The sequence below is a fragment of the Paenibacillus amylolyticus genome (assembly GCF_047302515.1).
Taxonomy (GTDB): domain Bacteria; phylum Bacillota; class Bacilli; order Paenibacillales; family Paenibacillaceae; genus Paenibacillus; species Paenibacillus amylolyticus_G.
In genome coordinates this window covers 6,333,279-6,345,433 of sequence record NZ_CP168019.1, presented here as the reverse complement: position 1 = coordinate 6,345,433, position 12,155 = coordinate 6,333,279, and the positions used below count along the sequence as shown (strand labels likewise).

General features: G+C 47.7%; 13 protein-coding genes. 6 read left to right on the top strand and 7 right to left on the bottom strand.

Annotated elements, in window-relative coordinates:
* Positions 1 to 13 precede the first annotated feature (13 nt).
* From ACDJ59_RS27860 to cidR, 3 genes are all read right to left on the bottom strand, one after another.
* The gene (locus ACDJ59_RS27860; protein ID WP_413406904.1) at positions 14 to 688 is read right to left on the bottom strand and encodes a GNAT family N-acetyltransferase; all 675 of its coding nucleotides are present in this window, start codon (positions 686 to 688) and stop codon (positions 14 to 16) included.
* Between the two features lie 73 nt (positions 689 to 761).
* A complete protein-coding gene (locus tag ACDJ59_RS27855) occupies positions 762 to 1,619 on the bottom strand; it encodes a carbon-nitrogen hydrolase family protein (protein WP_413406903.1) in 858 nt (285 codons plus the stop codon).
* Positions 1,620 to 1,730: 111 nt separating this feature from the next.
* Positions 1,731 to 2,615 carry a cidABC operon transcriptional activator CidR gene (gene cidR, locus ACDJ59_RS27850; RefSeq protein WP_047840818.1) on the bottom strand — a complete coding sequence of 295 codons (885 nt, stop codon included), beginning with the start codon at positions 2,613 to 2,615 and terminating at the stop codon, positions 1,731 to 1,733.
* A 163-nt stretch (positions 2,616 to 2,778) separates the two neighbouring features.
* On the opposite strand from cidR, the gene ACDJ59_RS27845 reads away from it, so the two are divergent.
* From ACDJ59_RS27845 to ACDJ59_RS27825, 5 genes are all read left to right on the top strand, one after another.
* Complete coding sequence (locus tag ACDJ59_RS27845) at positions 2,779 to 3,150, top strand: CidA/LrgA family protein (protein WP_017691758.1); 372 nt, start codon at positions 2,779 to 2,781, stop codon at positions 3,148 to 3,150.
* Positions 3,147 to 3,827 carry an LrgB family protein gene (locus ACDJ59_RS27840; RefSeq protein ID WP_339298444.1) on the top strand — a complete coding sequence of 227 codons (681 nt, stop codon included), beginning with the start codon at positions 3,147 to 3,149 and terminating at the stop codon, positions 3,825 to 3,827. Before ACDJ59_RS27845 ends, ACDJ59_RS27840 begins: the two co-directional genes overlap by 4 nt.
* A gap of 106 nt (positions 3,828 to 3,933) precedes the next feature.
* Positions 3,934 to 4,452 (top strand): AbrB/MazE/SpoVT family DNA-binding domain-containing protein, encoded by a 519-nt coding sequence (locus ACDJ59_RS27835; RefSeq protein ID WP_036612972.1) that lies wholly within the window; start codon positions 3,934 to 3,936, stop codon positions 4,450 to 4,452.
* A gap of 127 nt (positions 4,453 to 4,579) precedes the next feature.
* The gene (locus ACDJ59_RS27830; RefSeq protein WP_413406902.1) at positions 4,580 to 5,275 is read left to right on the top strand and encodes a Crp/Fnr family transcriptional regulator; all 696 of its coding nucleotides are present in this window, start codon (positions 4,580 to 4,582) and stop codon (positions 5,273 to 5,275) included.
* A 77-nt stretch (positions 5,276 to 5,352) separates the two neighbouring features.
* On the top strand, positions 5,353 to 6,192 hold the full coding sequence (locus ACDJ59_RS27825) for a DNA alkylation repair protein (RefSeq protein WP_413406901.1): 840 nt from the start codon (positions 5,353 to 5,355) through the stop codon (positions 6,190 to 6,192).
* Between the two features lie 125 nt (positions 6,193 to 6,317).
* Here the strand turns inward: ACDJ59_RS27825 and ACDJ59_RS27820 are convergent, their stop codons facing one another.
* Positions 6,318 to 6,698: a DoxX family protein gene (locus tag ACDJ59_RS27820; protein ID WP_051447288.1), complete on the bottom strand. Its 381-nt coding sequence runs from the start codon at positions 6,696 to 6,698 to the stop codon at positions 6,318 to 6,320.
* 424 nt (positions 6,699 to 7,122) lie between these two features.
* On the opposite strand from ACDJ59_RS27820, the gene ACDJ59_RS27815 reads away from it, so the two are divergent.
* A complete protein-coding gene (locus ACDJ59_RS27815; protein ID WP_026081419.1) occupies positions 7,123 to 7,422 on the top strand; it encodes a winged helix-turn-helix transcriptional regulator in 300 nt (99 codons plus the stop codon).
* Between the two features lie 104 nt (positions 7,423 to 7,526).
* Here ACDJ59_RS27815 and ACDJ59_RS27810 read toward each other — a convergent pair whose 3' ends face one another.
* The 3 genes from ACDJ59_RS27810 to glpK all read right to left on the bottom strand — a co-directional run bounded on the left by ACDJ59_RS27810 (position 7,527) and on the right by glpK (position 12,147).
* Positions 7,527 to 8,531, bottom strand: a complete 1,005-nt coding sequence (locus ACDJ59_RS27810) for a Gfo/Idh/MocA family protein (RefSeq protein WP_413406900.1) — start codon at positions 8,529 to 8,531, stop codon at positions 7,527 to 7,529.
* A 68-nt stretch (positions 8,532 to 8,599) separates the two neighbouring features.
* Positions 8,600 to 10,258 (bottom strand): glycerol-3-phosphate dehydrogenase/oxidase, encoded by a 1,659-nt coding sequence (locus ACDJ59_RS27805; protein WP_413406899.1) that lies wholly within the window; start codon positions 10,256 to 10,258, stop codon positions 8,600 to 8,602.
* A 401-nt stretch (positions 10,259 to 10,659) separates the two neighbouring features.
* Positions 10,660 to 12,147 carry a glycerol kinase GlpK gene (glpK, locus tag ACDJ59_RS27800; protein ID WP_413406898.1) on the bottom strand — a complete coding sequence of 496 codons (1,488 nt, stop codon included), beginning with the start codon at positions 12,145 to 12,147 and terminating at the stop codon, positions 10,660 to 10,662.
* Between the last annotated feature and the right edge of the window lie 8 nt (positions 12,148 to 12,155).

Sequence of the window (12,155 nt, the reverse complement as noted above, 5' to 3'; positions counted from 1 at the left end):
ATTTAATATTTCTTTATTTGAACGGATTCTGCCACTCCATCAGGGCAGCATAATTACAGGATTCCTCATCGTCCAGATAGTCTGCGGTCACACCAACAGGCATGCGGCCACAGCGAAGCAGGAACGATATCACCGGGTCACGCCTCTCTCCCGCTGCTACCTGATCCAGATATTCCTGCGCAGACAGTTGGTCTGCAACCAGATGATAACCCGGCATTCTACCAGCACCTAGTAACCGATCCATCCCTTGAGCGATGACAAGGTGGTACATTGCCTGCATCATAAGCTGAGCCAATCCCCATTTGCGGTACTTTGGACGAACACAGAGATCAACAATATACAGCGTGTTGCCATCCGGCTGGTGGTTACGAATATAGCCGTCATCCGTTACTTCGGCCCAGGTATGACTTGCCGGATGTGCAGGGTCCCACTGCATCCGTAGCGAAGTCATTGAGCCAGCCAATTCTCCATCGACTTCAATACAGATGGCACCCTCCGGGTAATGCTGCACATGACTGGTGAGCTGCTCGTGACTCCAGAGCAGCTCTTCCGGATAAGGAGGAGGGAAACTCTCCGCCTGAATGCGAATGAGTTCCTCAAAGTCGGCAGTAACATAATTGCGGACGACTGCCTTTACCCTTTTACCATTTCGCTCCGGGTCGGTGATCAGCATTTCTTTGGTATACATGTTGCCGGGTCACCCCTTTCCACTGACAAAATGAATTTCCTGCTCTGTTTCGTTCGGTTTTAAGAGCAACTCGCTACTCCCAATCGGTATACAGATCAGTACGGCGGTCACGCCAAGTCGTTACCGATCCACTTTCACGCACCTCATACAGCAAGTCCAGATCCAGATCGGCGGTCACAATCATATCGTTGTTAATCTCACCCTCGGCCAGAATGCCACGTGGGGGGAATGGGATATCATTCGGCGTAATAATGGCAGCCTGTCCATAGTTGGCACGCATGAAGTCAACGGTCGGCAGGTTACCCACTGTTCCGGTAAGCACAACATACACCTGATTCTCCACCGCGCGGGCATGACTCGTATAACGCACACGGTAGAATCCATGACGATCGTCCGTGCAGGAAGGACAGAAAATTACGTCTGCGCCTTTGGCTTTGGCCATCCGTACAATTTCCGGGAATTCAATATCGTAACAGGTCAGCATCGCAATACGGCCTTTGTCCGTGTCGAACACCTCAAGTCCCTCTCCGGGAGCCATGTTCCATTCCTGGACTTCGGTTGGTGTAATGTGAATCTTGTCCTGGCGAGCGATGCGACCATCCGGGTAGAACATATGGGCTGTATTATACAACTTTCCTTCACGGCGAATGACGTGGGTTCCCCCGATGACGTGCATGCCGTACTTGGCAGCGAGTGAAGTGAACAGTTGTTCATATTGTTCCGTAAAGTTTGGCAAATCCTCAATTGTCAGTGCATTGCCTTGTTTGTCCCCAATGGACATTAACTGCGTTGTGAAAAATTCCGGGAACAGCACAAATTCGGTTCCATATTCGCTCGCTGTCCGTATGTAATGCTCAGCCTGAGCGGCGAACTGCTCAAACGAGCTGATTGTGTGCAATTGGTATTGTACAGCGGATACCCGCAGTTTCATGTTCGTACACCTCCATCATGATTATGCTTCCATTGTAACAACGATCCGGGGTCAACAAAAGAGTATTTACACGGAGCATTACAATGACAGAACAACCTTCCGATCTCTTCCTTACTCACCCAGCATTGACTGTGTGAATCCGATCCACTCTCTCGTGGCAAAAGACAGATAGCGGTCCTTCCGCCAGATCATGCCGAGCTGCCATGGAATAACCGGTTCCACCACAGGTATGATACGCACACGCATATGGTCCACCTCACGACAGATCGTCTCCGGTAGCAAGGCTACTCCCAGATTGGCGGCAACCATCGCGCTGAGTAGATCCCACTGGGAGCTCTCATATACCACACGGGGCTGGAACCCAGCATGCTGACAGGCCACAATAATCCGGTCATGCAACGCAAAATCCTCCCGAAACAGCACAAAGGCGTCGTTTTCCAGTTCATGCAGCGCGACCGATTCTTTTCCAGCAAGTGGATGTGAAGGGTGTACGAGCAGATTCAGCTTTTCTTTCACAAACACAAAATGATCCAACAGCTCATCCACGGTTGGCAGTACGGCAACGCCAATATCCAGTGCACCACTGATCACATCGGCCTCCACTTTTTTGGCGCCATCCTCAAACAACTGAATGGTCACCTGCGGGTAGGCTTTGTGAAATTCACCAATGATCATGGGAAAAAAGCTGGACCCCACCATCGGCGGCAAGCCAATCCGCAGATGGCCTTTCTTCAAGTTCATCAGATCGTCCAATTCGGATGACAGACTGCGGAACGATTTTTCAATCTCTAGTGCCTGACGAAAAAACACATGGCCCGCGTCGGTTAGTTCAACTTTCTTCCCATAACGGTCCAGTAAAGTGATACCCAATTCCTCTTCAAGACTCTTGACCGTCTTGCTGATCGTAGGTTGGGTGATATACAGAACTTCGGCGGCTTTAGTGAAGCTCTGCTGCCGGGCAACTTCCAGAAAATATTGCAAATGGCGGATATCCATCGGTTGATTCCCACCTCTCATAGATAAATGGAATAGTAAACATTCTTAATATGCATTTTACTCATGAAAGAATGCCATGTAAAATTTGTGATATCAAGTAACGTTTCCATTCATTTTCATAATAACTCAAAGGATTACGTTGATTATATAAGGAGGGATTGAAGTGAAAAAATGGGGCCTTGGTATTGCACAGGTTGCGCTCTTAATGGTTTTTTCACTGCTCATGGACCTGTTGGCCCGTACTCTCCATCTTCCTGTACCGGGTTCCATACTCGGTATGGTTGTGTTATTCATTCTGCTTCAGACTCGTGTCGTGAAGCTGCGTTGGATTGAAGTTGGAGCTGCCTGGTTGCTCGGTGAACTATTGTTATTTTTTATCCCGTCAGCCGTTGGCATTATGAACTATATGCCCATGCTGGAGCATGACGGACTGCAGATTTTATTCATCGTACTACTTAGTACATTTCTGGTCATGTCCTGCACAGGCCTGGTTGCTACACGAATCGCGAAACGAAAGGAGCGTCACACCGGATGATTGGATTTCTCTGCCTGCTGTTAACCGTCGGCATCTATGCGGTCGCCAAACGAATGTATCGCAATCTGCCTAAAGTATATCTGTCTCCGTTGCTCATTACGCCGCTGCTTGTTGTTGGCATATTGCTCGCAACCGGAACGGATTATGCCACGTATAGCAGTGGCGGCAAATGGCTGAGTCTGCTTCTCCAACCGGCCACGGTGGCTTTTGCCGTACCGCTCTATACCTTTTTCCATGTACTCAAAAAACATATTTCCGAGATTGTCTTCAGTGTCATGACCGGCTCGGTCGTTGCCGTACTTTCTTCTGCCCTGCTCGCCAAATGGTTGCGCCTGGATTCCGGTCTCATTCATAGTCTGATCCCAAGATCGATTACCACCCCAATTGCCATGAACGTTTCGGCTACCATCGGTGGCATTCCCGCAGTGACAGCTGTTTTTGTTATTATGACCGGTTTGCTAGGGGTGATTATGGGACCTTCGATTGTCAAAATGCTGCGCATCGATGGGGAGATTGCACGAGGCACACTGTTTGGAACCGGTGCCCATGGCACAGGAACATCCAAGGCGTTTGAACTGAGTTCCCTGACCGGTACCATCTCCAGCATCTCCATGGTGCTCGCTGCATTGTTCACTTTAGCCGTTGCACCCGTCCTTTCCAAACTTATTTTTCCATAATAGATGGCATTATCCCACTTTTTTGAAATATTATTGTTGTATTAAAGCCCTTTCTTCCTTACAATAAGGACAGGTTTTTAATTGTGAATATTGCGGGGGAGATGCGATGAAAAGAACCGGAATGAAGAGATCTCTGGACCGTCTTGGACGAATTGTCCTTCCCAAAGAAATGCGGGATACGATGGAAATCCATATCGGCGATCCGCTTGAGTTTTTCATTGAAGGGAAAGAGTTGATTTTAAGAAAGTACAAATCAACATTATGTATTTTTTGCGGTGATGTAGATACGGAAATGTATTTCAAAGAACAATTCATCTGCCGGACTTGTGCAATTCAATTAAAACACCCGGATGACTCTCCCAACTGGTTCGTACCTCAGAACAAACAGGCTCCTGCACCCGTGGAGCGTCCTGCTTCCAAATCCGCCCCAGTCTCATCTCCCGCTAGGGAAGAAGGGACCACAGCTGACAACCAAGAATACCCGGACCTGCGGCCAAAGACGGCACGTATGCTGCAACAGATGAAAGAAATTGTTGAACAGAATCCCGGTTTGGCTCAACAGCAAATTGCGGAAAAGCTTGGCATCAGCCAAGGACGCGTCTCTCAATTAAAAAAGTTACTATAATCAAAATGGCATTTGATCATTTATAGTCAGAAGACCTTCCGATCAGGAAGTCCCGCTGCAAGAGAACCCGTTGTTTTTCGTGGGTTCTTCTTTTTTTTATATTCATATTGTAATGGAAAGGAGTTCTATGGATAAAATTCTGTATTTATCACAATTCGACCTCATGTCCTCCTTATCCGAGGCAGACCTGATTGAAATGGATGGGATGACTTGTATTACGACCATACCCAAAAACAGACAGATCCAGACACCCGATACGTTTACAGAAGGTTTCTATTTTGTAAAACGGGGAAAGGTTCGTTTATATACATTAAATCCGGAGGGCAAGCAGTTCACTCTCGATATTTTGACGGAAGGTAACGTGTTTGGAGAAATGAACGGAATCTCACTCGGAACACGCGCCGTTTGTATCGAAACGATGGAGGAGTGTGATATTTGCCTGATGAACAAACAACGTTTTGAACAGTTTCTGATTGAACATCCGGAATTTATGATGAGGCTGATGAACGTACTAAGCGAGCGGATCAAACGAATGAGCGAGTTGACACAGACGCTCGCACTCGGAAACCTGCATGAAAAGGTGATACATAATCTCTTCCGGCTGGCTGAACAGATGGGATGGATCGAAGAAGATGAGTACTGCCGGATTCAACTCGGGCTTACCCATCAGGAGATTGCCTGGATGGCGGGAGCCACACGGGAATCGGTTACGATTGTCATGCAAGAGTTAGCACGAGCCGGCCGTATTCGCACCGGATTCAAATCAGTCTCCCTTCATCGTGACGAAATCGCTAACCTCCGGAAAATCACTGCCCACTTGTAAGATGCCTTACATCCCTTTTCTCCAGCCAGTTGTATTGTATAACGCATGACGCTATACAACCAAGGAGGAATATACTGTTGAATGCTAAGCCAGATCTATTTATCCCTGAAGACATTTTTCTTCGCAAAGGTGCCCGTAAAGCAACGGAAATCCCTGAGCATATCCGCAATTGGCTACAAGCAGGACATATCGAATCGGTCAATTTGACCGAATGGCTGGCTGTAGATCATGTTTCTCTTTTTCAGAAGGTTACCCATGAATGGGGATTGGATGCCGAAACCCGAGCAATTACAGAGCAGTTAACACAGATGGATGAGCAGCGGATAATGAAAATCATCCCGGCCATAGCCTTGCAATGGCTTAATCTGTTGAATCGTCTAACAATGAATGAACAAACGAATCTCTTTCGTTCCATTGCAGAGCATCGTTCAGACAGTGTTCGCTGCTGGGCGGCTTATATCATTGGGCTGGATTCCGGTCTGAACCTGACTGAAAAGTTGGAGCATATTCGGCCCTTTGCAGCAGATCATCACTTTGGTGTGAGAGAAATCGCCTGGATGGCTGTACGGGAGTCCATTTCTGCCGAATTATCCTCAGCCTTGCAACATTTAATCCCATGGAGCGTTGACCCTGATCCACTGATCCGTCGCTTTGCTATAGAATCAATCAGACCTCGTGGCGTCTGGGCCAAGCATATTCAGGAGTTAAAAGAAAATCCGGCCATGGCCCTTCCCTTGCTTGACGCGGTGAAATCCGATGCCCATAAGTATGTGCAGGATTCGGTAAGTAACTGGCTGAATGACGCCAGCAAGACGAATCCAGAGTGGGTGCGGCAGGTCTGTGCCACTTGGACTCAGCAGTCGGATACCCAACATACGCAGCGAATCGTTACACGTGCCACGCGAAGTCTTACATAAAAAAAGATGACCACCGCTCACTGGCAGTGGTCATCTTCTGCATAGGCATCCGCGCTTACATTCCTTTTGACAGGAATACCTTTTCCACGATGAACAGCCCAATAACGTTCCCTCTTATCTTTAACTTACGCCTGAATCGCGTCCATCTGGCCTTCTTCTTCCGCTTCCAATCTGCGCATGCCTACCACCAGAACAATGATGTTAGCTACCAACAACACAGCCGGGAACGGAACAGCAGCGTATTGTGCATAGATCAGATGACTTCCCACGGCCCCAATCAGAATGAATGTCAGTATGCCAGAAGCCAGGATGCGAGTACGTGGAATCAGCAAACCTACTGCACTAAGCAACTCCGCGGCACCCAGCAGATACATGGTCCATGTCGGATAAGAGAAACTTTCGAATGTCTGAATCATCATGTCTGCTCCACTAATCTTGTTAAACCCCGTCATGACAAACACACCTGCTAACACAACCAGAAAAACGTAACCCAAAATTTTGTTCATATGTAGATCCTCCTGTAACAAATTATATGTTCCTACTATGTAATGATTATTTTTGCTGCACATTGTAAAAAAAAGAATCTATGTAAAAGTTCCCAAAGGTCACTCTGTTTTCAACCGTTCAGCCCAGTTTAATTTTCAGAATAGTACGCGTTCATATTATACGTATTATTTATCACTAACTTACTTTTGTGAAGTTAGTATATAATAATAATATAATTTCTTCAAGTAATTTTTCACTGTATGATGTATAATACATACAAAAGGTATGTTACAGTATATTTTGTAGTAACCCTCATTTACTTGGATGTCCTATATTCTTAAAGCGGCAGAAATCATGTCCTTTCATATACAACTTTGAAGAAAATCATTATGAATCGAGGTGAACACGTTGAAGCTGAAAAAAGTAAAATCACCAAGTCCCTGTATGATCACTCAAGCCATAGACATCATAGGCAAGAAGTGGGTACTGTTAATCATGTACCAACTGTTGTCCGGACCCAAGCGGTTTACGGAGCTTGAAGCAGAGATGGCGATCAGTGGACGACTTTTATCGGAGCGATTGAAGGAAATGGAGACGGAAGGTATCGTAACCCGACACATGTTTCCCGAGATACCTCCCCGTGTAGAGTATGAATTGACACCGAAAGGCAGAGCCATTGAACCTGTCATTGATCAGATCTACAGTTGGTCATCCGACTGGTTGAAACAGCAGAAATCCGAGTAGTTGAATTGCTACTTAATAATCTCTACTCAACACAAATACGCCTGAATCAGGCTGATCTGCGGATCATTCCCTGATTCAGGCGTATTTATATTACCTTCAACCTTTTAATGAGAGAGATGTTTTGAAGGCTGAAGCTGTACAGGCAGACCGGAATCTGCCGATGCCAAGGCCGCCGTAGTAATCTCCTGTGTACGACAGGCATCCGCATAATCGGACAGAATCCGTGAACGGTCTCCCGTACGCAGGGCGTGAATGAACGCTTCATTCTCACGCTCGTATGGATTATGTCCTGCCGGAATCTCCAGACCTGCCATCGCATGTTTTGCGGCACTTGGCAGAAGCAAACGTTCCGGCGTCCAATCCCACACACCTGCATCCGTGTAGAACTGGAGTCCTGCGCCGCCCTCTCCGTCTGGCAACAGACATGTATTGGCGATACTGGCAATCGCTCCACTTTCCAGCTTAAGCGTCACATTCGCCACATCGGCTACGGTCACATGCTCATGCTTCTCATGCATGCTTCGCTGAGCTGCTACAGCATATACCTCCGTAACTTCTCCTGCACAATACCGAAGCAAGTCTACAATATGTGTAGTCTGCTCTACGAATTGCCCTCCTGAACCGTCCTGACGCCGCCACCAGGCGACCCCTGGCATTCCGCCCATCCAGCGGCCAAGAGCCATGCCGACCGTCTGTTCTTTCATTGATTGCTGCAGGACCTGCGCGGCCTCCTGATAACGGAAATGGTATCCTACAGAGGTTAACAATCCGCTCTTTTGCAACTGATCCAACACCTGACGTGGAACGTCCATTCCAGTACTCAACGGTTTCTCCACCAGGAATGGAATACCGCGGCGGATTAATTCGGACTCAATCGATCCGTGAGACATCGGAGGCACACAGATATACACCGCATCCAGCTTCTCACCCTCCAGCATATGTTCAAGTTCCCCGTAACCAACAGCATCATAAACGGAGGCCATAGCCTCTGCCTTTTCGAGCGATGTTCCACAGACACTCGCAACACGAACACCTTCCATCCGTGCGAGAATATCCGCGTGTACCTTACTGAACCAGCCTGTTCCAATGATTCCGATCTGTAATGTCATGGATGTAATCCCCTCTCTATGTTACACGCTTACATGTTCCATTCGACTCTCGATCTTGAAATCCTGCCTTAGATTTTGCCGGATGCTTCCAGCAACAGCTGATCCAGTTCCTGTGTATGTTTAACCACTTCCTCTTCAGACCAGTTCAAACAACCTGCCATATACGAGATAACTGCTGCCTTATAGCGACGAACTTCATCAATACGGAAGAATAAATCACCTGTTCTTCGTACCAAAAAGTCAGACGGGGTTACAGCCATCTCTTCATCAATTGCGTAACGCAGCATCAGCAATAGCTCCTGTGGCATGCCATGAAGCTCGGACTTGGTGCGTGGATCGGGCATTCGCTCATACAGTGCCTCCACATTAGAACCATACGTGCGAACCAGCCGCTCCGCAGCAGGTCGGGCAAGCCCGAGGGCAACACCGTCCTTGATCTTGTGCTCCGCATACGATATAAATCCAGCCGATCCCCCTACATCACCGCCGGAAATCGGCATCTTCATCGTTACGCAAGGGCCTATGGAATGCCCACTCTCCTGCTCCATCTGGCGTGCGACCAGATCAACAACCATCTCGGCCATTTTACGGTATCCGGTTAACTTGCCCCCAGCAATCGTAATCAGATTGGATTCGGATACCCAGACTTCATCTTTACGTGATATTTCGGAAGGATTCTTGCCTTCCTCATGAATTAGTGGACGTACACCCGCCCATCCGGATTCCACGTCCCCGGTACCAATGTGTACATCTGGAAACATGCCATTAACTGCATCAATCACATAATCGCGATCCGAGTCGGAAATTTGCGGGTGTGCAGGATCATCCTGATATACAGTGTCGGTTGTTCCTACATAGGTTTTGCCATCACGTGGGACAGCAAATACCATTCGACCATCTGGTGTATCAAAATAGACGGCCTGTCTTAATGGGAATCGTTCACCATCAAAGACCAAATGAATGCCTTTGGTCATCTGAAGTGTTTTCCCCTGGCGTGAACCATCCAATTCCCGTAACCCATCCACCCAGGGACCGGAAGCGTTGATCACCTTGCTTGCTTTCAGCATATATGCCTGACCGTCGATCTGATCCACGGCTTCAATACCTGTAATCTTGCCATTCTCCTTCAGGAAACCTTTCGCCTTGACGTAGTTCACTGCCTGTGCCCCACGTTTGACAGCTTCTTTCATAACTTCTATGGTGAGCCTGGCATCATCAGTCCGATACTCCACATAGAGTCCACCACCCAACAACCCCTGTTTGCGTAATAAAGGTTCTCTATCTGACACCGCTCCAGCATTCAACATTTGGCGCCGTTCACTGCGCTTCACCCCGGCAAGCCGATCATACACCATCAGTCCAATGGATGTGCTGAAGCGGCCGAACGTGCCAGCCGTATAGATCGGTAACAACATCGGTTCCGGTGTTGTCACATGTGGCCCATTTTCATAAACTACAGCCCGCTCCCGTCCTACCTCAGCAACCATCTTCACTTCATATTGCTTCAAATAACGTAATCCACCATGGACAAGCTTGGTCGAACGACTGGATGTACCTGCTGCAAAATCCTGCATTTCTACAAGCGCTGTCTTCAATCCACGGGATGCCGCATCCAGTGCAATCCCTGCGCCTGTAATCCCACCACCAATAATTAATACGTCAAAATGTGCATTCGCCATGCTTTGCAAATATTCGGTCCGGTGTGCTGACGAGAACGTTTCTGTCATTCTTGAACCTCCTATTGATTTTCTCAATTTTTCCGTAAAAAAACAAAAAAAGGACCACGTCATTCGCTCAGCAATTGCTGAGCGGCACGTGGTCCCTCCCGATCTCCAGACATCATTTTTTTAACTTGTGCCTTTATCCTATCACAGATTTTTGACGGCGTGAAGTCCTGAAATGACACATTATTCAAAAAAAATTCAAAAAGTTGTTCTGCCAAAGGATGGAATTTCAAATGAATCCACTAACCTTATTTTTTTCCTTATAGTGGGTATATATTTTGCCTTCTCCAGGAAGAATAACCCTGTAAATCATGAATCATTTTCCACCAGTAAATATCATTTATAACATATGTTTAGTTAAAAAGTACAAATACCCACACCAAGAAATATTCATCTCATTTCTTTTATTTAAAAGCCATTGCTGCATTCACTGCACGCTTCCAGCCTGTATATAGTTCTGTTCGTTGTTGCTCAGCCATAACAGGCTGGAAGACACGCTCCGTATTTTCATGATCCGTCAATTCATCCGCACTCGTCCAATATCCAACCGCCAATCCTGCCAGATAAGCCGCACCCAATGCAGTCGTTTCATTCACGGTTGGGCGTTCGACAGGAATGCCCAGAATATCACTCTGGAACTGCATGAGAAAATCATTGGCCGCCGCCCCGCCATCCACACGCAGAGCATGCACGGGAATACCCGAGTCGGATTCCATTGCCCCCAGTACATCTTTGGTCTGATACGCCAACGCCTCAAGCGTAGCACGGATAAAGTGTTCCTTTGTCGTGCCTCGGGTCAGGCCAAACACCGCACCCTTAACCTCACTATCCCAATACGGACTGCCCAGTCCCACAAATGCAGGTACCATATAAACGCCGTCTGTCGAAGGCACACGTGAGGCGTAATCCTCGCTATCTTTTGAAGAGCGAAGCATCCTTAATCCGTCACGCAGCCACTGAACCGCTGAACCTGCAACAAAAATGCTGCCTTCGAGCGCATATTCAACCTTGCCATTCATCCCCCAGGCAATCGTTGTAATCAGTCCATGATTGGATTGTACCGGGTTCTCTCCCGTATTCATAAGCATGAAACAACCGGTACCATATGTATTTTTCATACTGCCCTTGGTGTAACAGCCCTGACCAAACATCGCTGCCTGTTGATCTCCTGCTGCTCCCGCAATCGGAATCCGATGACCGAAGAAATGATAGTCTGTTGTGTGTGCATACACCTCGGATGAACCTCGTACTTCTGGCAGCATAGTCTTGGGAATGTCGAGGATATCCAACAATTCGTCATCCCATTGCAGATCATAGATGTTATAGATCAGGGTACGTGAGGCATTGGATATATCCGTGACATGTGTACCCCCGCTCAGTTTCCAGATCAGCCAGCTATCAATCGTGCCAAACAGCAGTTCACCCTTCTCTGCCCGCTCCCGGGCACCAGGGACATGATCCAGAATCCACTTCACCTTTGTTCCCGAGAAGTAGGGATCGATCAGCAATCCTGTTTTACGGCGGAAAAGGTCCCCGAGACCCTGTGTCTTCAGTTCTTCACAGATATCTGCGGTCTGTCTGGATTGCCATACCACTGCATTATAGATGGGTCTGCCTGTTTCTTTGTCCCATACCACAACGGTCTCACGTTGATTCGTTATTCCAATTCCGGCAATCTGGACAGGCTTAATTCCGCTCTCTGCCAGACATGAAGCCATCACGGCAAGAATGGAGCTCCAGATTTCGTTGGCATTCTGTTCTACCCACCCCGGTTTGGGGAAATACTGAGGGAATTCCTGCTGTGCAATGTGCACGATCTCTCCGCCACGGTTAAACAGAATAGCTCGGGAGCTTGTTGTTCCCTGATCCAGAGCCAATATATATTTTTCCATACAGCCAA

Bases quoted from the DNA above. Each gene is read 5' to 3' on its own strand.
- ACDJ59_RS27860 (WP_413406904.1), bottom strand. From the start codon at position 688: ATGTATACCAAAGAAATGCTGATCACCGACCCGGAGCGAAATGGTAAA.
- ACDJ59_RS27855 (WP_413406903.1), bottom strand. From the start codon at position 1,619: ATGAAACTGCGGGTATCCGCTGTACAATACCAATTGCACACAATCAGC.
- cidR (WP_047840818.1), bottom strand. From the start codon at position 2,615: ATGGATATCCGCCATTTGCAATATTTTCTGGAAGTTGCCCGGCAGCAG.
- ACDJ59_RS27840 (WP_339298444.1), top strand. From the start codon at position 3,147: ATGATTGGATTTCTCTGCCTGCTGTTAACCGTCGGCATCTATGCGGTC.
- ACDJ59_RS27835 (WP_036612972.1), top strand. From the start codon at position 3,934: ATGAAAAGAACCGGAATGAAGAGATCTCTGGACCGTCTTGGACGAATT.
- ACDJ59_RS27830 (WP_413406902.1), top strand. From the start codon at position 4,580: ATGGATAAAATTCTGTATTTATCACAATTCGACCTCATGTCCTCCTTA.
- ACDJ59_RS27820 (WP_051447288.1), bottom strand. From the start codon at position 6,698: ATGAACAAAATTTTGGGTTACGTTTTTCTGGTTGTGTTAGCAGGTGTG.
- ACDJ59_RS27815 (WP_026081419.1), top strand. From the start codon at position 7,123: ATGATCACTCAAGCCATAGACATCATAGGCAAGAAGTGGGTACTGTTA.
- ACDJ59_RS27810 (WP_413406900.1), bottom strand. From the start codon at position 8,531: ATGACATTACAGATCGGAATCATTGGAACAGGCTGGTTCAGTAAGGTA.
- ACDJ59_RS27805 (WP_413406899.1), bottom strand. From the start codon at position 10,258: ATGACAGAAACGTTCTCGTCAGCACACCGGACCGAATATTTGCAAAGC.
- glpK (WP_413406898.1), bottom strand. From the start codon at position 12,147: ATGGAAAAATATATATTGGCTCTGGATCAGGGAACAACAAGCTCCCGA.